The 21459-nt window shown below is 65.1% G+C and carries 18 protein-coding genes; 9 read left to right on the plus strand and 9 right to left on the minus strand.

Annotation, left to right across the window (positions count from 1 at the left end; genetic code table 11):
• The first annotated feature begins 27 nt into the window (after window positions 1–27).
• Window positions 28–996, plus strand: a complete 969-nt coding sequence (locus AABQ55_RS15750; protein ID WP_272805668.1) for a LysR family transcriptional regulator — start codon at window positions 28–30, stop codon at window positions 994–996.
• Here the strand turns inward: AABQ55_RS15750 and AABQ55_RS15755 are convergent.
• Both AABQ55_RS15755 and AABQ55_RS15760 read right to left on the minus strand, forming a co-directional pair.
• Entirely contained in the window at window positions 941–1717 is a 777-nt protein-coding gene (locus AABQ55_RS15755) for a LytR/AlgR family response regulator transcription factor (RefSeq protein ID WP_272805669.1), read from the minus strand. The two genes, AABQ55_RS15750 and AABQ55_RS15755, sit on opposite strands and share 56 nt — an antisense overlap.
• Before the next feature lie 4 nt (window positions 1718–1721).
• Window positions 1722–2813: a sensor histidine kinase gene (locus AABQ55_RS15760; RefSeq protein ID WP_272805670.1), complete on the minus strand. Its 1092-nt coding sequence runs from the start codon at window positions 2811–2813 to the stop codon at window positions 1722–1724.
• Between the two features lie 203 nt (window positions 2814–3016).
• Between AABQ55_RS15760 and AABQ55_RS15765 the strand changes: the two genes are divergently transcribed.
• On the plus strand, window positions 3017–3649 hold the full coding sequence (locus AABQ55_RS15765) for a M10 family metallopeptidase C-terminal domain-containing protein (RefSeq protein ID WP_244769595.1): 633 nt from the start codon (window positions 3017–3019) through the stop codon (window positions 3647–3649).
• Between the two features lie 52 nt (window positions 3650–3701).
• Here the strand turns inward: AABQ55_RS15765 and AABQ55_RS15770 are convergent, their stop codons facing one another.
• Window positions 3702–4646: a hypothetical protein gene (locus AABQ55_RS15770; RefSeq protein WP_272805671.1), complete on the minus strand. Its 945-nt coding sequence runs from the start codon at window positions 4644–4646 to the stop codon at window positions 3702–3704.
• 113 nt (window positions 4647–4759) lie between these two features.
• Between AABQ55_RS15770 and uvrB the strand changes: the two genes are divergently transcribed.
• The 3 genes from uvrB to AABQ55_RS15785 all read left to right on the plus strand — a co-directional run bounded on the left by uvrB (window position 4760) and on the right by AABQ55_RS15785 (window position 10535).
• Window positions 4760–7807: an excinuclease ABC subunit UvrB gene (gene uvrB / locus AABQ55_RS15775; protein WP_272805672.1), complete on the plus strand. Its 3048-nt coding sequence runs from the start codon at window positions 4760–4762 to the stop codon at window positions 7805–7807.
• Window positions 7808–7930: 123 nt separating this feature from the next.
• A complete protein-coding gene (locus AABQ55_RS15780) occupies window positions 7931–9262 on the plus strand; it encodes a hypothetical protein (RefSeq protein ID WP_272805673.1) in 1332 nt (443 codons plus the stop codon).
• A gap of 850 nt (window positions 9263–10112) precedes the next feature.
• Entirely contained in the window at window positions 10113–10535 is a 423-nt protein-coding gene (locus tag AABQ55_RS15785; protein WP_272805674.1) for a hypothetical protein, read from the plus strand.
• A 15-nt stretch (window positions 10536–10550) separates the two neighbouring features.
• On the opposite strand, the gene AABQ55_RS15790 is transcribed toward AABQ55_RS15785, so the two are convergent.
• Window positions 10551–11138 carry a J domain-containing protein gene (locus AABQ55_RS15790; protein ID WP_244769678.1) on the minus strand — a complete coding sequence of 196 codons (588 nt, stop codon included), beginning with the start codon at window positions 11136–11138 and terminating at the stop codon, window positions 10551–10553.
• Window positions 11139–11358: 220 nt separating this feature from the next.
• Window positions 11359–12438 carry a tRNA dihydrouridine(20/20a) synthase DusA gene (dusA, locus tag AABQ55_RS15795; protein WP_272805675.1) on the minus strand — a complete coding sequence of 360 codons (1080 nt, stop codon included), beginning with the start codon at window positions 12436–12438 and terminating at the stop codon, window positions 11359–11361.
• Window positions 12439–12547: 109 nt separating this feature from the next.
• Here dusA and AABQ55_RS15800 point away from each other — a divergent pair, with 109 nt between their 5' ends.
• A complete protein-coding gene (locus tag AABQ55_RS15800; RefSeq protein ID WP_272805676.1) occupies window positions 12548–13075 on the plus strand; it encodes a gamma carbonic anhydrase family protein in 528 nt (175 codons plus the stop codon).
• 100 nt (window positions 13076–13175) lie between these two features.
• A complete protein-coding gene (locus AABQ55_RS15805; protein WP_272805677.1) occupies window positions 13176–15191 on the plus strand; it encodes a caspase family protein in 2016 nt (671 codons plus the stop codon).
• A 238-nt stretch (window positions 15192–15429) separates the two neighbouring features.
• On the opposite strand, the gene AABQ55_RS15810 is transcribed toward AABQ55_RS15805, so the two are convergent.
• Genes AABQ55_RS15810 through AABQ55_RS15820 form a run of 3 tightly spaced genes read right to left on the minus strand, consistent with a single transcriptional unit; the run spans window position 15430 to window position 17574 of the window.
• Window positions 15430–15825 carry a Fur family transcriptional regulator gene (locus tag AABQ55_RS15810; protein ID WP_133033032.1) on the minus strand — a complete coding sequence of 132 codons (396 nt, stop codon included), beginning with the start codon at window positions 15823–15825 and terminating at the stop codon, window positions 15430–15432.
• On the minus strand, window positions 15822–16652 hold the full coding sequence (gene znuB / locus AABQ55_RS15815) for a zinc ABC transporter permease subunit ZnuB (RefSeq protein WP_272805678.1): 831 nt from the start codon (window positions 16650–16652) through the stop codon (window positions 15822–15824). Before znuB ends, AABQ55_RS15810 begins: the two co-directional genes overlap by 4 nt.
• Window positions 16645–17574: an ATP-binding cassette domain-containing protein gene (locus tag AABQ55_RS15820; RefSeq protein WP_443021098.1), complete on the minus strand. Its 930-nt coding sequence runs from the start codon at window positions 17572–17574 to the stop codon at window positions 16645–16647. The genes znuB and AABQ55_RS15820 overlap by 8 nt, the downstream gene beginning before the upstream one ends.
• Before the next feature lie 99 nt (window positions 17575–17673).
• Between AABQ55_RS15820 and znuA the strand changes: the two genes are divergently transcribed.
• The gene (gene znuA / locus AABQ55_RS15825) at window positions 17674–18699 is read left to right on the plus strand and encodes a zinc ABC transporter substrate-binding protein ZnuA (protein ID WP_272805679.1); all 1026 of its coding nucleotides are present in this window, start codon (window positions 17674–17676) and stop codon (window positions 18697–18699) included.
• 327 nt (window positions 18700–19026) lie between these two features.
• Window positions 19027–20232 (plus strand): zinc metallochaperone GTPase ZigA, encoded by a 1206-nt coding sequence (zigA, locus tag AABQ55_RS15830; RefSeq protein WP_272805680.1) that lies wholly within the window; start codon window positions 19027–19029, stop codon window positions 20230–20232.
• A 46-nt stretch (window positions 20233–20278) separates the two neighbouring features.
• On the opposite strand, the gene mgrA is transcribed toward zigA, so the two are convergent.
• The gene (mgrA, locus tag AABQ55_RS15835; protein ID WP_272805681.1) at window positions 20279–21310 is read right to left on the minus strand and encodes an L-glyceraldehyde 3-phosphate reductase; all 1032 of its coding nucleotides are present in this window, start codon (window positions 21308–21310) and stop codon (window positions 20279–20281) included.
• Window positions 21311–21459: the final 149 nt, after the last annotated feature.

The raw sequence follows: 21459 nt of genomic DNA on the forward strand, positions 1-21459 counted from the left end.
TGATTCATATATGCTATTATCGATTTCATGAATTTGCGATCGATCGACCTCAACCTTCTCGTCGTGCTCGATGCCCTGCTCGACGAGGCGCATGTCTCGCGCGCCGCCGCAAAGCTGAACCTGTCGCAGCCGGCGGCATCGAGCGCGCTGGACCGCTGCCGCCACCTGTTCGGCGATCCGCTGCTGGAGCGCGGCAAGGGCGGCATGCGCCTGACGCCGCGGGCGGACGCGCTGCGCGACCCGCTGAAGACCCTCCTCGCCGGCATCGCCGCCGTCGTCGATGCGCCGGAGGAACCGCTCGCCGAGATCCGCCGGACGGTGCGCATCGTCACGGCGGACCATCCGGGCATCCTGATCGTCGGCCCGCTGCACCGGGCGCTCGCCGGCTCCGCCCCCGGCATCGATATCGTCATCCAGCCCTGGCATGGCGCATCGGCGGCGCTGGAGGCTCTGGCGCGCGGGGCGAGCGACATCGCGGTCTCGGTCTTCCCCAGCGTCGACGCGGCCGCCTTCCATTGCGAGACGGTGCTGGAGGAACACTATGTCGTGGCGATGCGCCGGGACCATCCGGCCGCCCGCGGCTTCTCGCTCGACGGCTGGCTCGCCTATCCGCACATCCTGGTCTCCGGCCGCGGCGATACGCGCAGCGGCTTCGACGACCAGCTTTCCGCCCTCGGCCGCAGCCGCCGCGTCGGCATCGTCGTGCCGAGCTTCCTGATGGTGCCGCCGCTCCTTGAGGAAAGCGATCTCATCGCCATGATGCCGAGCCATTGCGTGCCGGCGGATGCGGCGGCCCGCTTCCACGTCGCCCGGCCGCCGATCCCCGTTCCCGGCTTTCCGCTGCACATCGCCTGGCACCGCCGCCGCGAAAAGGATCGCGCCGTCCAGCATGTCGCCGACATGCTGCGCGATCTGCTGGCCGGCGCCGACGCGCCCGCCCTCACCCCTGCATCAGCCCGTCCCGCACCGCCCGCAGGTAGGTCCGGCCGACCTTGATCTCCGTCTCGTCGCGCAGCACCACATGCAGCACGCCGAGCGGCCCGCGCTTCACGCGCACCACCTGGTCGCGCCGCACGATCGCACTGCGGCTGATGCGCAGGAAATCCTCCGCCGGCAACCGCCGCTCCAGCGCCGAGAGGCTCTCGTTGTAGAGAAAGCTGCCCTGCTCGGCGTGCAGCTGCACATAGTCGCCGGCGGCCTGGAACCGCAGCACCTTTTCAGCAGGGATGCGGATGGTCTCCCGGCGCGATTTCACCCAGAATTGCGTCGGCCGCGTCGCCTGTTCGCGCAGCGCCTTGCGCAGCGCGGCGACGGTTTCGCGCAGCTCCGTCACCGCGTCCCGGTTCTCGCGGGCGACGATCATCGCGCGCGCCCGCTCGAGCGCCTGCCGCAGCCGTTCCGGCGTCACCGGCTTCGTCAGGTAGTCCACGGCATTGCATTCGAAGGCGCGGATGGCGTGATGGTCGAAGGCGGTGACGAAGATCGGCAGCGGCGCGTGCGGGCCGGTCTGCTCCAGCACGTCGAAGCCGCTGCCGCCGGGCATCTGGATATCGAGCAGCAGCACGGCGGGTGCGAGAGCGGCGATCTGCTCGAGCGCCTGCGGGACGTCGCCGGCCTCGCCGGCAACGCTCACGCCGTCGATCGCCGCGAGCATGCGGACCATGCGACGCCGGGCGATCGGTTCGTCATCGATGATAAGAACGGAAATTTCGGTCATGCGGTCACGCGGTCCTGATGGGCATGGTCAGGGTCACGCGGAACCGGCCATCGCCGGTCCGACCGTAGTGATACCCGCTCGCGCCGGGAAAGCGCCGCGCCAGGCGCTCGCCGACATTTCTGAGGCCGATGCCGAAGCTCGCCGCGCCGGGCAGCTGGTCGGCAAGCGCCATGTCGTTCTCGACGAGGAGCCAGAGGCGCCCCGCCTCCTGCCTGGCGCGGATGGCGATGGTCACGCCGCCCGCCTTGCGGCAGGCGCCGTGCTTGACGGCGTTCTCGACGAGCGGCTGGAGGATGAGGCTCGGCACCAGGACCTTGCGCAGCTCCTCCGGGAGGTCGATCTCCACCCCCATGCGGTCGGAAAAGCGGCGCTGCTCGATGGTGAGGTAGCCGGTCTGCAAGGCGACTTCCTCCTCCAGCAGCAGGTCCTGCAGCGGATCGAGCGCCAGCGTCGTGCGCAGATAGGCCGAGAGGGAGAAGACCATGTCGCGCGCATCGTCGCGCTCGCCCTCCTCGATCAGCCCGGCCATCGAATTGAGCGTGTTGAACAGGAAGTGCGGGTTGAGCTGGTAGCGCAGCGCCCGCATCTGCGCCGCCATGGCCTCCTCGCGCATCAGCGCCAACCGCCGCTCGTGGTCGCGCAGGTCGAAACTGTAGCACAGGGCGAGGAACAGGCAGCTCCAGCCGAAATAGAGCGACGTGCCGTAGATGACGTTGTAGGCGATGCCCGTCATGTCCCACACCGGCGCCGCGGGATAGACGCAGATCGCGTAGATCGCATGGTCGATGCCGCAGTAAAGCACGCCGCCGACGAGCGACAGCGTGAAGCAGAGCGCGGCCTTCGCCGGCAGCGGCAGCGCCTTCAGCCGGACCAGCAGCATCGTCAGCAGCGCCGCCAGCAGCGCGGCCATCGCCAGGAGAAAGACCTTGCCGACGGCCGAGTCGACCGGATCCGTGCCCGCCAGCCCCCACAGCAGGCTGGAGCTCAGGAAGACGGCAAGCAGATACAGCCCGCCGAAGCGCAACGTTGCCCGTTGCAGCTGCGACTCGCTCTGTTCGGCGTGAGGAATGAATGGCAGACTCGATACAGTGCTCATTGCGCGAATAATCGTTTTTTCCCTGAAAACTGTCGAGTGCCGTTCAGCGACGAAAATCAGCCGTTCACCGAAAGGCCGCCCGTTGGGCTGGCGCTTTGCATCCTTTCGCCGCTCCTGCGCTTCACAAGCCGGACAGCGCCCGACCATTCATGCGCACCGGTTGGCTGGACGCCGCCGATGCTTCATGATTCCGGAGATATTCCATGGCTACACTCAAAGGCGACAACAAGAACAACTTCCTGATGGCGGACCCGATGAACGGCGATTCCGTCTACAAGATCTACGGCTACGGCGGCAACGACCGGATTTTCGGCCACTCCAGCGCCTACAACAAGATTTACGGCGGCAATGGCAACGACATCATCTATGGCGGCGACTTCAAGAACTACATCGAAGGCGGCAAGGGCAACGACCAGATCCACGGCGGCGATGGCCGCGACGTCATCATCGGCGGCGCCGGTGTCGACAAGATGTGGGGCGGTGACGGCGGGGACCGCTTCGTCTTCAAGAGCATTGCGGAGATCGGCAAGGCCGAGGGTCGCCGCGACGTGATCGAGCAGTTCAAGTCGAACACGTTCGACGGCCGCGACAAGATCGACCTCTCCGCCATCGACGCCATCGCCGGCACCAAGAAGAACGACGCCTTCACCTTCGTCGCCAAGGAAGGCGCGGCCTTCAGCGGCAAGAAGGGCGAGCTGACCTGGACCGAGACCCAGCTCAACAACGGCCACTACACCAAGCTCGTCATGGGCGACGTCAACGGCGACAAGAAGGCCGACTTCATCCTGGAAGTCGATTCCTTCGGCGACCTCTACAAGGGTGACTTCATCCTCTGATCGCTCCTCCCAGGCGACGCGAAACGCCGGCCCCCGCCGGCGTTTCGTGTTCCTAGCCGATCTTGCGCACGAGCTGCGCCGTCGCCAGCAGCGTCACGAGATCGCGGATCATCGGCCGGATGTAGCGGTCGAAGTCGATGGGCGTATCCACCGGCGGCAGCTCGAAGAAATCCTTCCTGGTCGGCACCAGCAGGTAGCATTCGCGCCCCGTGAGGGCGAGGCGCACCACATCGTCCCGCCACACGCTCGCGAGATAGTCCAGCGCCTTCGCAAGCGTGCCCTGCACGATCGGCGTCGCCGCCTCCGCGCGGTCGGTGCGGAACTCGTGCGACACGTCCACCTCCACATTGCCGCTCGTCACCAGCGCCAGCCGGGAGCCGCCGAAGAGGTCGCGCATGAAGCGGTGCACGGCGTTCGGCTTGCGCGCGGCGATCAAGAGGCCGGGAAACTCCTCCTCCCGCAGGAAATGGAAGATCACGCCCTTGAAGGTGGTCTGCCGGCTCTTGCCGCTGCCGGTGCTCAGCTCCGTTTCGGAAAGCGTGAAGGCCAGCCCTTCGTGCACGCCGGCGATCATGTCGCCATGCACGGCGCGGTCGCGCTGCACGAACTCCTTGCCCGGCATGCCGGCGATGAAGCGCGGCGTCGCGCCGTGAACGTACTGCACCTCGTCGACGAAGCCGAAGACCAGCGGCAGCATGCGGTTGCGCAGCGTCTGCTGGAAGCGCTTTGCCGGCGCCACGGCGAATTTCCAGACGAAGGTCCCCCCGACGATCAGCGCGGCCAGCGTGACGAAGGTCCAGTCCTCCTCGATCTGCGTCGCGACGAGATAGAGCACGAGCACGGAGAAGAGCAGGTAGACGCCGAGCAGCAGCGTCACGGTGACATACATGTCGCGCGCCACCTTCGGCCGCGCCGCGTTGTACTCCGCCACCGCGCCGTGCAGCGCGTCCAGCGAACCCTCCTTCGGCATCATTGCCGCCTCGTCCACCGTGCTCATGCGCGCTCCCAGACCGTGTTTCGAGGATAACGGCCGGGGGCGGCGGCAAATTCGTTTCCCTTTTGTACTCACGCCCCCTTTCCTTTCCGGATGACTCTCTCCATATTCCCCGCATGGCCAGATCACCGAAGAAATCCCCGCCCTCGAACCCCGGTTTCGAGGAAGCCCCGCAGTCGGACTTTGAGGGCGCGCCGCTCAGCGGCAGCGTCTCCGACTGGGTGAAGCAGCTCGAGGCCGAGGCGGAGGCCGCGAGCGTCGAGAGCCGCCGCGAGGTCGCCTCCAAGGCGGGCAAGCACCGCAAGACGGTGGAGAACGCCGCCCGCCGCCACACCGAGCAGGTCACGGTCTCCAAGACATCCCGCGGCGTCTCGATCGGCGGCTCGTCCGACCCGAAGACCCGCGCCGCCGCCGGCCTGATGCCCGTCTCCGGCCTCGACGTCTCGCTGGAGGATGCCGCCGCGCTGGAGAAGGGCTCCGGCGTCACCGCTACGGTGGAGGCCCTGTCGAAGCTCATCGAGAGCGGCAACCCGCTGTTCAAGGACGGCAAGCTCTGGACGCCGCACCGCCCCGCCCGGCCGGAAAAGTCGGAAGGCGGCATTCCGATCCGCATGATCAGCGACTACCAGCCCGCCGGCGACCAGCCGACGGCCATCAAGGACCTCGTCGACGGCCTTTCCGACGGCGAGCGCAGCCAGGTCCTGCTCGGCGTCACCGGCTCGGGCAAGACCTTCACCATGGCCAAGGTGATCGAGGAGACGCAGCGCCCCGCCGTCATCCTCGCGCCGAACAAGACGCTGGCCGCGCAGCTCTACAGCGAGTTCAAGAACTTCTTCCCGGAAAACGCGGTCGAATATTTCGTCTCCTACTACGACTACTACCAGCCGGAGGCCTATGTCCCGCGCTCGGACACCTATATCGAGAAGGAATCGTCGATCAACGAGCAGATCGACCGCATGCGCCACTCCGCGACGCGCTCGCTGCTGGAGCGCGACGATTGCATCATCGTCGCCTCGGTCTCCTGCATCTACGGTATCGGCTCGGTCGAGACCTACACCGCCATGACCTTCCAGATGGAGGTCGGCGAACGGCTCGACCAGCGCCAGCTCCTCGCCGACCTCGTCGCCCAGCAATACAAGCGCCGCGAGATGGATTTCCAGCGCGGCTCCTTCCGCGTGAGGGGCGACACCATAGAAATCTTCCCCGCCCACCTTGAGGATGCCGCCTGGCGCATCTCGATGTTCGGCGACGAGATCGACGCGATCACCGAGTTCGACCCGCTGACCGGCCAGAAGACCGGCGACCTGAAATCGGTAAAAATCTACGCCAACAGCCACTACGTCACCCCCCGCCCGACGCTGAACGGCGCGATCAAGTCCATCCGCGAGGAGCTGAAGCACCGCCTCGCCGAACTGGAAAAGGCCGGCCGCCTGCTGGAGGCGCAGCGCCTCGAGCAGCGCACGCGCTACGACCTGGAAATGCTGGAGGCCACCGGCTCCTGCGCCGGCATCGAGAACTATTCGCGCTACCTGACGGGCCGCCGCCCCGGCGAGCCGCCGCCGACCCTCTTCGAATACGTGCCCGACAACGCGCTGATCTTCATCGACGAAAGCCACGTCACGATCCCGCAGATCGGCGCCATGTACCGCGGCGACTTCCGCCGCAAGGCGACGCTGGCCGAATACGGCTTCCGCCTGCCCTCCTGCATGGACAACCGCCCCCTGCGCTTCGAGGAATGGGACGCCATGCGCCCGGACACCATCGCCGTCTCGGCGACGCCCGGCGGCTGGGAGCTGGAGCAGTCCGGCGGCGTCTTCGCCGAGCAGGTCATCCGCCCGACCGGCCTCATCGACCCGCCCGTCGAGGTGCGCCCGGCCAAAAGCCAGGTCGACGACGTGCTGGGCGAGATCCGCGAGACCGCGCAGGCCGGCTACCGCACGCTGGTCACCGTGCTCACCAAGCGCATGGCCGAGGATCTTACCGAATACCTGCACGAACAGGGCGTTCGCGTGCGCTACATGCACTCGGACATCGACACGCTGGAGCGCATCGAGATCATCCGCGACCTGCGCCTCGGCGCCTTCGACGTGCTGGTCGGCATCAACCTCTTGCGCGAGGGCCTCGACATTCCCGAATGCGGCTTCGTCGCCATCCTCGACGCCGACAAGGAAGGTTTTTTGCGCTCGGAGACGTCCCTCATCCAGACCATCGGGCGCGCGGCGCGAAACGTCGACGGCAAGGTCATCCTCTATGCCGACCAGATCACCGGCTCCATGCAGCGCGCCATGGACGAGACGAGCCGCCGCCGCGAAAAGCAGGTGGCCTACAACGAGGCCAACGGCATCACCCCGGAATCGGTGAAGGCGAAGATCTCCGACATCCTCGATTCGGTCTACGAGCGCGACCACGTCCGCGCCGACATTTCCGGCGTCTCCGGCAAGGGTTTCGCCGATGCCGGCCACCTCGTCGGCAACAACCTGAAGGCCCATCTCGAAGCGCTCGAAAAGCAGATGCGCGATGCCGCCGCCGACCTCGACTTCGAAGCCGCCGCCCGCATCCGCGACGAGATCAAGCGCCTCAAGGCCGCCGAACTCGCCGTCATGGACGATCCGATGGCGCGGGACGAGGCAAAGGCGCAGGAAGGTGGCAAGGGCGGAAAGGCCGGCCCTTCCCCCTCCGGCACGCCCTCGGGAAAATCGCGCCCCACCTCTCCTCCGTCATCCTCGGGCCTGACCCGAGGATCCACAGCCACAGCCGCAGAAGTCGCCTCAAAATCCCTCTTCCAGAAACCCTCGCTCGACGACATGGGCCCGGGCACCGACACCGAGCGCCCCCTCTTCCGCAAGCCGCACCTGGACGAGATGGGCCGCGACGTCGCGACCCCGGCGGGCAGATCCCTCTTCCGCAAGAACACGCTCGACGAAATGACCGTCGGCCGCACCGAAAAACCCGTCACCGGAGACCTGCCGGACCGCCCCCCGGAAACCATCGGCACCAAGAAGCGCCAAGCCCCCCTCCCCGAAGGCCAGCCCGACCGCGCGGCGAGCGCCGAGGACGCCAAGCCGGTCCGACGGGGGAAGATCGGCGTCGGGAGCTATGAGGATCCGGCGGAGGTAAAGCGCAAGGGGCGCACGAAGGGGAAAACGGGGCGGCCGGGGCGGTAAAATATTGAGGTGAAAACTATAGCTTATACTCAAAAAAATCAAACACACTTGCCAAACACATACTTAACAATATAAATTACATAATTACTTTAAAAAAATACGGAAGCCCGGGGAGCATAATTTATGCATGAACACATACTAGCACAACTCTCTCTTCCGGATCGATACGAGCGACTCACAAGCAAGCTCGGCGCAGATGTTGCAAAAATACTTATTCCACCAAACAATAGCGACGTACTAGGCATACGAGCACTTGCAACAGATGTAGTCACTCGGGACGAAGGCGTTCTTGTTCCTTTATTCGGCAATACCGGAATAGGGAAAACTACTTTTGTTGAAAATATAGGCCAATGGCTTCCATCCGATTTTACGGCTACTATGAATTATGAAGGAGAGCTAACATATCAAGGATTGACTGAGGCAGTATCTGGGTTTTCGAGAAAACTTCCCACGAACAATCGAAAACTTATCCCAGTAAATATTGACCATAGAGAAAACAATCCTCCCTCAGATAGTGAGTTGTCTGCAATAAAACGGTTTTTGCGAACGAATAGTGGTGGCGTTCCCTCTATTATCTTTTGGCCGGAGACAAATCAAAATACCGCAAATGCGCTGGCTGAACGTTATGTAAATATATCGGGAGAAACGGCCATTAAGCTTCCAATAATTTGGAACGGACCAGAAAGAAGAACTTGGATAAACATAGCAAAGCATACACTTAGCTTATCAAATAAAATTGAGAACCTAGAAATGCTGGGAGTCGATCCTGATAATTTTGACCCCGGCTCCTATCCGACGTTAGGCGCATATCTGAGAAAAATATCACAAGAATTTAATGCGCAGGTATTAAAACTCAGACAAGAACTTGAGAAGCCGGTTTCGTTGGTTATCGCATTTGTGAGTGAAAGCAACACTCCAGGAGTATTGTCACAACTGACATCCCCCTCTCATTATGGTTTACTTGATGCGCATGCGCTTATTTCCGTTACATCACAAAGCGTTGTAGGTCGATGGTGGAGTAGTCGACGCGGTCTTCTGACAAGGACAATCGTCCAGCTCAACGCACGTGCAATTTCACTACCTCCAACAGCTGCTGCATCTTGTATCCGAAACTATACCGATACAATGCCTTTATTCGACCAAATCGGATATCGCCGATACGGGCCTGCACGAGCGGTTCGAGATTTAAGTAGGTCAGATCTAGGAAAACTTGTATCCGGTGAAAAAATCTCTCGTTTTGAAGCACGGGGGACTCCGCCAGAAGACGCGGCAGCGGCATTCGATCTCCTCGCCCAACAAGGTTTCAACCTAGGAAGAGACAAGAACTTGAATCGCGTCATGCGCGACTCCATAGAAGGGCTTCTTACAGAAAAATCTGTTTCATTCACAAATGTGAGCTGTGAAACAAAATTACCATTTTGCCCGCTCATTCCTAGACAACGCTATTCATGGTAACGACGACGTGACGTGTATCGAGTACACTTGGAGATCAGGAGACTTCTTGTCTTCAAAGAATAGATCTTCCGTTGCGCAATATATTCTTACGAAGCTTCAAAATTACGCCAGAGAACTCGAATGGAGTAACGATTAGATAGATTTTCACAAATAATTTTAAGCTAATAAAATTCAGCGCGGAAACAACACAACAAAGCGATTTTCCCCACCCCCACCCACCCATGCCATACTCCTCTCATCCCGCCGCGGATACACCGCAAGGCGTTGCGGCGAGGCGGGGTCGGCGCTTTTGGCGGGGGACGGACGTAAGCCGTCGCCAAGGGGGCTCGCGGAAAATGGTCTCCCTCCGGCGACACGGGGGAAGCGCCAGGGCGTCGGACCGGCCCTGTCGTTTCAGCCCCGGACGGCGCGTCGGGCGTGCCTGTGCGGCACACAAGGAGGCCGGGCGTGACGGATGCGTCGGCATCGTCCGCCGGAGCGGCGTTTTCCCGGGAAAGGCGTAAAAACCTTTCCGTCCGGACCGGGCTCAGGGCGAGCCCGCCCGGCGCGCAAAACCGGACAGAACCCGTCCCGGAAACCGGCGGCCAACATTCTTGCACCCGGCCTTTGCAGAGAGACCCAAGTCGCGGGCAGAAACCGCCGAACGGGGCGCTGAAAGGCGTCATATACATATTTCTGACCCGGCGGCTTCCAGCGCCCCGTCCGAAAGCCGATGCACGAACCCCGGCGCGGTTCTTTTCCACGCGCGGCGATGCGGACCCGTGTCCGCACGACTTCAAGCCCGGAGCGAGCGCCGGACGCGGCATGTCTGCACCCCCGGTCCCGCCTCCCCCATCTCAGAGGAAACCCGATGCCCAGGACGTACCAGCTTCCCCCGCCCGACCGTCACCTGCTCGCCCGCGCGGCCGAGATGCTGGCCCTGCCGCAGCGCGTCTGCCGCATCCGCGCCTGCCGCCGCCAGGGGCGCTGCGCCTGGTTCTTCCACGGCACGCAGGAGCCCTGCTGCCTCGCCAATCTCGACGCGGCGCAGCGCCGCCTGTTCGACGACGTCGCCGCGGTCGCGCGCGACGTCCGGGATCTCGGCAATTCCTGGGGCAAGCTCTCCTTCGCCTCGCCCTGGCGCGAGACCCGCGCCCTGCAGGACGCCGCGGTGGAGGTCGCCCGCCCGCTCCTGCGGGGCGCCGCGCTTACCGAGTTCCGCGCCTTCGCCGCCGCGCGGGCGAAAAAGCCGCCGGTGCGCTACGAGGGCGACGAGCCGCCGCTGACGGTTTGAGACGGCGCGGCCGGCCTATTCCGCCGCCTCGCCCTTCACCTCGACCGGCAGGGGGTCGAGCGCGGCGGCGAGCTCGTAGGAATAGCCTTCCAGCATGGAATAGGCCTGCTCGATGGCCTGGATCTGCCCTTCCGCGGTGCGGATCGCCTCGGCGATCGACTGCGAGCGGGCGCGCAGCATGGAGCCGAGAAAATCCGTGCCCGCCTTGCGGCCGAGCCGGTCGATATGCTGGCGCACGCGGTTGCGGTGGCGCTCCAGCTCCAGGATGTGGAAGCGGCTCTTGACGATGTCGTCGGAAAGCTTCCGGCGCATCGCCGCCAGCGGATCGAAGCTGCCGGGCTCGCGCTCGTCGAGGATCACGTCGTTGACCAGCGGTTCGAGCAGCATCAGGCCCTTGAGGTCGCGCGGATCGGCGAGCTGCGGGTCGAAGCCGGTATCGTCGAAGACTTTTCGCCGCACGGGGTCGCGCAGGAGGTCGTAGCAGGTCTGCAGGCGGGCGAACTGGTCCGCGTCGCCGCCGGAATCCGGGTGCATGCCCTTGGCGGCCTTGCGGTAGGCCGCCTTCACCTGGTTGTCGTCGGCATCGCGCTCTAGTCCGAGCATGGCATAGGGATCGATCACGCGGCCACCTGTCCGTCTTCTTCTACTGCGTCGTCTGTCTAGAGCATTTCCAGCAAAAGTGCGAAGCGGTTTTGCGTCCGGAAATGCGGCAAAACAAAGGGCTAGAGCGTTTTCGCGATTCGGAGAAAAGCGGAACTGCTCCAAAGTCTCCGACCCCGAGGGGACGAAATTGTGGTGAGCCCGGGGCGGTGCACAGAAAGCGCTACTCCGCCGCCGCGGCCGCTTCGCTCCGCCCCGACAGCACCGCCGCGAAGGCGGCCGCGATCACCTCCGGCCCCGCCCCCGGCTTGGTCGCATCGGTGGAAAGGATCTGCCGGTATTTCCGCGCCCCCGGAAGCCCCTGGAAGAGCCCGATCATGTGCCGCGTCACATGCGCCACCCGTCCGCCCCGGGCGATCACATCGCCCGCATAGGCCATCATCGCGTCCCGCACCGCCTCCCAATCGTCGGCGGAAAGCGCCCCCGGATCGGAGACACGGCCGGCCAGCGGGCTGCCCCCGTGAAGCGGATGCGGAAAGAGATCGTCCACGCCCGTCAGGATGCCGCTATCCTGATAGGCAGCCCGTCCGAGCATGACGCCGTCCAGCCCCGTCATCTCTTCGAGCGCCTGGCTCAAGGTGTGGAGCCCGCCATTGAGCCCGACGAAAAGGTCCGGGTTCTCCGCCTTCAGCCGGCGCACGAGGCCGTAGTCGAGCGGCGGGATGTCCCGGTTCTCCTTCGGCGAGAGCCCCTGCAGCCAGGCCTTTCGCGCATGGACCCAGACGGCGTCCGTGCCGGCGAGCGTCACGCGCGAGACGAGGTCGCGCAGCGCCACCTCGGGGTCCTGGTCGTCGACGCCGATGCGGCACTTGACGGTGACGGGAATGGCGACCGCCGCCTTCATCGCCGCCACGCAGTCCGCCACGAGCTGCGGCTCGCGCATCAGGCAGGCGCCGAACGTGCCGGACTGCACCCGGTCCGAGGGGCAGCCGACATTGAGGTTGATCTCGGCATAGCCGAACCCCTCGCCGATCCGCGACGCCTCGGCGAGTTTTGCCGGATCGTTGCCGCCGAGCTGCAGCGCGACGGGCTGTTCCACCGCATCGAAGCCGAGCAGCCGGTCGCGATCGCCGCGCAGGATCGCGTCGGCGACGATCATCTCGGTGAAGAGCAGCGCGTTCTTCGTCAGCTGCCGCGCGAAGACACGATAATGCCGGTCGGACCAGTCGATCATCGGCGCGGTGGCGAAAATCTTCGTCCCCGCCGTCACGGCCTGCTGGTAGAATGTCGCTGCGTTCGTCATGGCCGGGCTCATACCCCATCACCGGCCAAAAAACCACCCTCGCTTCTTTCCCCGCCCGCCCGGCGGGGTGCTAGAGTGGCGGGAGGAATCAGAACCGCCGGAGGACCCCATGCCGCTCTATGCCCTCGACGACAAGCAGCCGACGCTTCCCGAAGGCGGGCGCTACTGGGTGGCGCCGGATGCGAATGTCATCGGCCGCGTGGTGCTCGGCGCGGATGTCGGCATCTGGTTCGGCGCCACGCTGCGCGGCGATAACGAGCCGATCACCGTCGGCGCGCGCTCGAACATCCAGGAGGGCGTCATCGTGCACACCGATCCCGGCAAGCCGGTGGTGATCGGCGAAGGCTGCACGATCGGCCACGGCGCCATCATCCACGGCTGCACGATCGGCGACAACTCCCTGATCGGCATGGGTGCGACGGTGCTGAACGGCGCCGTCATCGGCAGGAACTGCCTCGTCGGCGCCAATGCGCTGGTGACGGAAGGAAAGGTCTTCCCGGACAATTCCCTGATCGTCGGGTCGCCCGCCAAGGCGATCCGCACGCTGGACGAGGCCGCCATCGCCGGCCTCACCCGCTCGGCCGAAAGCTATGTGCGCAACTGGCAGCGCTTCAAGAACGGCCTCAAGGCGCTCTGATCCACGCATTCGACCGGAAAAATCCACCGGCGAAACTTCCCCGCACGACAAGGTTGCGGCATACTTCCCCCGCCATCCATGAAGGCCGCGTGAGGGGACCATGCTGCTTCGTCTCGCCATCCTGTTTCTTGCCGTCGTCATCGGCCAGCCGGCCCTTGCCGAGCGCAAGGCCGCCCTCTTGATCGGCAATGCCGGCTATGCCGCGCCGGCGACCGTGCTGAAGAACCCGCCCAACGACATCACGACCATGAAGGCGACGCTGGAGGGCGCCGGCTTCGAGGTGACGGTGCTGCAGGATGCCGGCCGCGCGGCGATGTCGGCGGCGCTGGCCGCCTTCGAGGAGAAGGCCACCGGCGCCGATATCGGCCTCATCTACTATTCCGGCCACGGCATCGAGGTGAACGGCGACAATTTCCTCATTCCGGTCGATGCGAAGCTCGCCTCGGACCGCGATGTCAAATACGAGACGATCCTGCTCGACGACCTGCTGCATGCGCTGGCGGGCGCCACGAAGCTGAAGCTCGTGCTGCTGGATGCCTGCCGCGACAACCCGTTCCTGACCTCCATGAAGCGGCTCTCCACCCGCGGCATCCCGACCCGCGGCCTTGCGCGGGTGGACAGCGCGGAAAGCAACATGCTGATCGGCTATGCCACGGCGCCGGGCGAAGTGGCGCTCGATGGCGAGGGCACGATGAGCCCCTATGCGACGGCGCTTTCCCGCCACCTCGTCGTGCCGGGCCTCGAGGTCGAAGCGGCGCTCCGGGCCGTCGCCAAGGACGTGTTCGAGGCGACGGGCGGCAAGCAGCGCCCCTTCAAAACCGGCTCGCTGTTCGAAACGGTCATGCTCGGCAAGGGATTGGCGCCCGATGCCTCCGGCACGATCGGCCACAACGATCCCTGCCGGGATGCGGCGGCACACTGGGCCGAGATCCGCGAGAGCAAGGACAAGGTGATGTTCGAGGATCACCTGCGGCTTTTCCCGACATGCGCTTTCGCCAACATAGCCCGCCAGCGCATGGCCGATCTCGCGCCCGTCGTCAGCATGCGGGAGGCGACGGGCGAAACGGAGTGTGACCGCCTTGCGGCTGCCGAAAACGACCCGTTCAGGCTCGCTTCCACGAAGCCGATAGGCTTTTACGATATAGACTTCGCCCGCGCCATCCCGGCCTGCGAGGCGGCGATCCGCGACAATCCGCAGGAAAAGCGCTTCTTCTACCAGCTCGGCCGCGCGCTGGATCACGGCGGCCGTTTTCCCGAAGCGCTGGCGGCATACCGCAAGGCGGCCGATCTCGGCAACCACCAGGCCATGCGCAACCTCGCCATCCTCTACGAGAACGGGGAAGGCACGTCCCAGGACTATGCCGAGGCCATGCGCTGGTTCCGCCAGTCGGCCGAGCTCGGCAATGGCCTCGCAATGAACAATGTCGGCCTGCTCTACCGCAACGGCAAGGGCGTGCCGGAGGATCTGAACGCGGCGCTGGAATGGTACCGCAAGTCCGCCGATGCCGGCATCCCCGTTGCCATGCAGAATATCGGCGACTTCTACGACCTCGGCCTCGGCGTGAAACAGGACCTGAAGGAAGCGTTCGCCTGGTACAGGAAGGCTGCCGACGGCGGCAGCGCCGCGTCGATGACGAATCTCGGCTGGGCGCTGGCAAACGGCCGCGGCGTCAAGCGCGACGATGTCGAGGCCATGCACTGGTACCGCAAGGCCGCCGCCGCGGGCGACGCGCAGGGCATGAACAATATCGGCACCTTCTATGAAAACGGCCGGACGGTGAAGAAGGACAAGGAGGAGGCGATGCGCTGGTACCGCATGGCCGCCGACAAGGGCAACACATACGGCGTCCACAATGTCGCCGCGCTTCTCGACGGAGACGTCAAGGACGCGGATCCGAAGGAAGCGGCCCGCTGGTTCGAACGGGCGCTTCGCCTCGGCCACCAGGAATCGCTTCGGCAGGTGAAGGAGAACAGCCGCGCCTGGTCGCTCGCCTTCCGCAAGGAGCTGCAGCGCATCCTGACCGATGCCGGCGTCTATACCGGCCAGCTCGACGGCCAGTTCGGCCCTTCGACCGTTCGTGCCGTCGAGGCGATCTTCAACCGGCAGGCCAGCTGAACCGGGAGCAATCCCCGCAAGGGTGCGGAGCGGCTTTACACAAAAACAAACGGATGCAGTTCGATGACAGCCATCGCTCCAAATGCTCCGTCATCCTCGGGCTCGACCCGAGGATCCAAGCTCCACCCGCGGCATGGATGGTCGGGTCGAGCCCGACCATGACGCAGGAGAGGTTCGCGGACGTCGTCAACTCAGCATGAGCAGGGCATTTCCGCGATCCGGAGGAAAGCGGAAAGCCTCAGGCACAGCCCGCGCAGGTGCCGCGGATCTCGATCGTCGTCTTGCCGGTCTTGAAGTTGCGGTCCTTGGCAAAGCCCTTCAGCCGGTCCTCGATGACATGGTCGTGGAACTCGGTGACCTTGCCGCAGGTCTCGCAGATCGTGAAGGCGGTGATGCCGTGGGCGTGGCAGCCCTCCTCCGGATGGGCGCAGGCGACGAAGGCGTTGATGCTTTCGAGCCGGTGCACGAGGCCGAACTCCAGCAGCTTGTCGAGGGCCCGGTAGACCTGCAGCGGCGCGCGAAACCCGTCGTCGCGCAGCTTGTCGAGGATCGAATAGGCGCTGAGCGGGCCTTCGGAATGCGTCAGCACGTCGAAGACGAGGCCCTGGTTGCGCGTCAATGGTTGCGTGGTCATGCCCGACCTCCCTGGCTTGCCGCCGAATGTTCCGCTCCGCTCATCCTCGGCTTGGTGAGCAGGCTTAGAATGAACAGGGCCAGTGCTGCAACCACGATCGAGGGACCGGAGGGCGTGTCGAATTTCAAGGAACCGAAGAGCCCGCCGACGACGGCGAGCGCCCCGACGACGGAGGCAAGCACCGCCATGATCTCCGGGCTCGTGGAAAAGCGCCGGGCAGTGGCGGCGGGGATGATCAAAAGCGAGGTGATCAGCAGGATGCCGACGATCTTCATGGCGATGGCGATGACCAGCGCCATCAGAAGCATGAAGGCAAGCCGCGTGCGTTCCGGCTGCAGGCCTTCCGCCTCCGCCAGCTCCGGGTTGACCGTCGAGGCGATCAGCGGGCGCCACATCCAGACGATGGCGAAGGTGACGAGGATGCCGCCGCCCCAGACGAGGTCCACGTCGGCGCGCGTGACGGCGAGAATGTCGCCGAACAGGAAGCCGACGAGGTCGATGCGCACCCAGGTCATGAAGGAGACGATGACGAGGCCGATCGCCAGCGTCGCATGCGAGAGGATGCCGAGCAGCGCATCGGTGGAAAGCGTGCCGCGCCGCTGCAGCAACAGGAGGAGGAGCGAGACGGACGCGGCGACGATGAAGACGGAGAGCAGCAGGTTGAACTCCATCAGCAGCGACAGCGCGACGCCGAGCAGCGCCGAATGCGCCATCGTGTCGCCGAAATAGGCCATGCGCCGCCAGACGACGAAACAGCCGAGCGGCCCGGCGGTGATCGCCAGCCCCACGCCGGCAACGAGGGCACGGATGAAGAAATCGTCAAGCATTGCGCCGCTCCTCGCCGCGGTCGGTCGGCGCCGGCCCGTGGTCGCAGCCGCAGTTCGGCCCATGCACATGGCCGATGCGCATCGGCCCCGCCCGCCCGCCGGTCGGCAGGATATCGACGGGGCGCCCGTCGTCCGGCCGGCAGTCGTCGGTGATCGAGCCGTCGGCATGCAGCACGCGGCCGTCCGGCAGGTGCGTATGGTCGTGGTTGTGGTTGTAGAAGGCGAGCGTCTGGCCGGCGCGGGCGCCGAAGAGCTTCAGATATTCCGGGCTCTGGCTGACGATCTCCGGCGTGCCGCGGCAACAGACATGGCCGTTGAGGCAGATGACCGTGTCGGTCTCCGCCATCACCACATGCAGGTCGTGCGAGATCAGCAGGATGCCGCAGCCGGTGGTGTTGCGGATCGTCTTGATGAGGTCGTAAAGCGCGATCTCGCCGGAAAAGTCGACGCCCTGCACCGGCTCGTCGAGCACCAGGAGGTCCGGTTTGCGGGCGATCGCCCGGGCCAGCAGCGCGCGCTGGAACTCGCCGCCCGAAAGGTGCTGCACCTCGGCGCGGGCGAGATGGCGGATGCCGGTCGCCTCCAGCGCGGCGTCGATCTCCGCGCCCTTCAGCGGCGAGGTCAGCGTCATCAGCCGGTCGACGGTCAGCGGCATGGTCCAGTCGACGGACAGCTTCTGCGGCACGTAGCCGACCTTGAGGCCGGCCTTGCGCTCCACCCTGCCCTCGTCGGCCTTGAGCACGCCGATCGCCGTCTTGGCGGTCGTCGACTTGCCGGAACCGTTGGGGCCGATCAGCGTGACGATCTCGCCCGGCGCGATGGAGAATTCCACGCCGCGCACGAGCCAGCGGCCCTGTCGGCGAACTCCGACGCCCGCAAGCGAGACGAGCGGCTGGACGGTCTTGGTCGGGGTCTGCAGCATCATTTTTCCAAAAGCCTGTTGCGTCAGGGTATGGCACACGTTATAGCATAACGCAATTGATGTAATAACATTACATTGCCATTCAAGACGGAGATCCCCATGCAAAAGGCCGTTAGCGCCCTCCTCCTCACCACCGCGCTCCTTTCCGCCGGCAGCATCGCCGCGCGGGCCGAAACGCCGGACGTGGTCGTGTCGATCAAGCCGATCCATTCGCTCGTCGCCGCGATCATGCAGGGCGTCGGCGAGCCGGCCTTGATCGTCGAGGGCGGCGCCTCGCCGCACACCTATGCGCTGAAGCCGTCCAATGCCGCGGCGCTGCAGGATGCCGACGTCGTCTTCTGGGTGGGCCACGGCCTGGAAGCCTTCCTCGAAAAGCCTCTGGAAGCGCTCGGCGACAAGGCGACCGTCGTGGAGCTGGAGGACGCGCCCGGCCTCGAAAAGCTGCCCTTCCGCGAAGGCGGCCCGTTCGAGGCGCATGCGCATGAAGGCGAGGACGGCCATGATCACGCCCACGGCGAGGAAGGCCACGACCACGACAAGGAGGCCGAAGGCGACCATGCGGGCCATGCCGGCGAAGCTGGGCATGAAGGGCACGAACACGGCGCCTTCGACATGCATCTGTGGCTGAGCCCCGACAATGCCCGCGCCATCGCCGCTGAAGCCGCCCGCGTCCTGTCGGAAAAGGATCCGGGCAATGCCGACGCCTACAAGGCGAACCTCGCAGCCCTCACCGAAAAGCTCGGCATGCTCGACAAGGAGATCGCCGCGACCATCGCCCCCGTGAAGGACAAGCCCTTCATCGTCTTCCATGACGCCTACCAGTATTTCGAGCACCATTACGGCGTGAAAACCGCCGGCTCCATCACCGTCAGCCCGGAAACCATGCCCGGCGCCGCGCGCCTCACGGAAATCCGCGAGAAGGTGAAGACGCTCGGCGCGACCTGCGTCTTCGCCGAGCCGCAGTTCGAGCCCAAGCTGGTGAACGTCGTCATCGAGGGCACCGACGCGAAATCCGGCACGCTCGACCCGGAAGCCGCGACGCTGGAGCCCGGCGCGGACCTCTATTTCACCCTGATGCGAAGCATCGCGACGTCGCTGCGCGATTGCCTCGGACAGGCAAGCTGAGCGGGCGATCGCCTGTGGGGAAACCATCGCCACACCCCCTTCTCCCCCGCGGGGAGAAGGTGCCGGCAGGCGGATGAGGGGGTGGCGAAGACACAAACGATCTCCGCCTGTGCCCCCTCATCCGACCCGGAGCTTTGCCTCGGGCTCGCCTTTGGCGAGACCCGTAGGCCACCTTCTCCCCGCAGGGGAAAGGGCGAGCGGCACCGTCGAACTCCACGGGCGACCGCCCTGCCCCGGCCGGAGCGAGACGACGAAGAACCAGGCGGGAGCATCCCGCCTTTTTCAGCCTCACGAATGTAATGGTATAACATTAAAGGCAATCACATCATGGACAACCGCCTTCCCGTCACCGTGCTCTCCGGCTTCCTCGGCGCCGGCAAGACGACGCTGCTCAATCATGTGCTGAACAACCGCAGCGGCCTGCGCGTCGCCGTCATCGTCAACGACATGAGCGAGGTCAACATCGACGCCGCCCTCATCCGCGATGGCGGGGCGGACCTTTCGCGCACCGACGAACAGCTCGTCGAGATGACGAACGGCTGCATCTGCTGCACGCTGCGCGACGACCTCCTCGCCGAGGTCCGCCGGCTGGCGGAGATGAACCGCTTCGACTACCTGCTGATCGAATCGAGCGGCATTTCCGAGCCGCTGCCCGTCGCCACCACCTTCGATTTCCGCGACGAGAACGGCCGGAGCCTTTCGGATGTCGCCCGGCTGGACACGATGGTGACCGTCGTCGACGCCGCCAACCTGCTGAAGGACTACGCTTCCGAGGACTTTCTCGCCGACCGCGGCGAGACCGCCGGCGAAGGCGATACGCGCATGCTGGTGGAGCTGCTCGTCGAGCAGATCGAGTTTTCCGATGTCGTCGTCATCAACAAGACCGGCGCGGCGAGCCCCGACGACCTGCGCGCCGCGCGCCAGATCGTCGGCAGCCTTAACAGCTCCGCCCGCATCATCGAAACGGATTTCGGCCGCGTCGACCTCGCCGACATCCTCGGCACCGGCCGCTTCGATTTCGAGAAGGCGAGCGAGCACCCGCTCTGGTTCAAGGAACTGCACGGCTTCAGGGACCATGTGCCGGAGACCGAGGAATACGGCATCCGCGCCTTCGTCTACCGCGCGAGGAAGCCGTTCCATCCGGCCCGGTTCAAAGCCTTCCTTAACGAGAGCTGGCCCGGCGTCATCCGCGCCAAGGGCTTCTTCTGGCTCGCCACCCGGCCGCACCATGTCGGCGAACTGAGCCAGGCGGGCGCGCTGGTCAGGAGCGGCCGGCTCGGCCTCTGGTGGGCCGCCGTGCCGCGCCCGCACTGGCCGCAGGACCCGGCGGCGGTCGAGGCCATCGCCCGCGTGTCGGATCCCGTCTGGGGCGACCGGCGGCAGGAGCTCGTCTTCATCGGCGCGGACCCGATGGATGAAGCCGCGCTCCGCCGCCGGCTCGACACCTGTCTCGTCGAGGCGGATGCTTTCGAGCCGGCGCGCTGGACGAACCTGCCGGACCCCTTCCCGCTCTGGGTTCGCCAGGCGGGGTGAGAGGATGAGGAGGCCGCCCGGCCTTGCCGCCGGGCGAGCGATCCCGTCAGTCGAGTTCGGCGGACTTCTTCCAGAGGTTGATGTCCGCGCCCTGGCTGTAGGTGTCGATCGCCGCCAGCTCCTCCGCGGTAAAGTCCGGCTTCTCCAGCGCCTTGACGCAATCGACGATCTGCGCGGAGCGGCTGGCGCCGATCAGCGCGGAGGTGATGCGCCCGCCGCGCAGCACCCAGGCGATCGCCATCTGCGCCAGCGTCTGGCCGCGCCGCTCGGCGATCTCGTTCAGCTTGCGGATGTTGTCGATGATCTCGGGACGGATGAAATCCGTCTTGAGGAAGTGGTTCAGCGCCGCGCGGCTGTCGCCCGGAATGCCGCCGAGATATTTCGCCGTCAGCATGCCCTGCGCCAGCGGCGAGAAGACGATGGAGCCGATGCCGAGCTCGTCCAGCGTATCGACGAGACCGTCCGTCTCGATCCAGCGGTTGAGCATGGAATAGCTCGGCTGGTGGATGATGCAGGGCGTGCCGAGGTCCTTCAGGATCGCCGCGGCCTCGCGGGTGCGCTGCGAATTGTAGGAGGAGATGCCGACATAGAGCGCGCGGCCGGAGCGCACGATATGGTCGAGCGCGCCGCAGGTCTCCTCCAGCGGCGTCTCCGGGTCGAAGCGGTGGGAGTAGAAGATATCGACATAGTCGAGGCCCATGCGCTTCAGGCTCTGGTCGCAGGAGGCGATCAGGTACTTGCGGCTGCCCCACTCGCCATAGGGACCCGGCCACATGTCGTAGCCGGCCTTCGACGAGATGATCAGCTCGTCGCGCAGATGGGCGAAATCCGTGCGCAGGATCTCGCCGAAGGCGGTTTCGGCCGTGCCGGGCGGCGGGCCGTAATTGTTGGCGAGGTCGAAATGGGTGATGCCGAGGTCGAAGGCCGTGCGGCACATGTCGACCTTGCGGTCATGCGGCGTGTCGTCGCCGAAATTGTGCCACAGCCCGAGCGAGATCGCCGGCAGCTTCAGGCCGGACCGTCCCAGCCGGTTGTAGGTCATCGTGTCGTAACGGTTGTCCGCAGGCTGCCAGGCCATGATAAATTCCTTCGTTCTTTATGGGCGAGTCTCAATACCGCTCTCGCGCGCATCGCGACAAGAGGCATTCGCCCCTCGCCCTGCAAGCGGGGAGAGAGGACTTGCCCCACGAGCGGATATTGCTCGGGGAAACCGGCGCGGCACATCCC

It is taken from the genome of Shinella sp. WSD5-1 (assembly GCF_963942435.1).
Classification (GTDB): Bacteria; Pseudomonadota; Alphaproteobacteria; order Rhizobiales; family Rhizobiaceae; genus Shinella; species Shinella yambaruensis.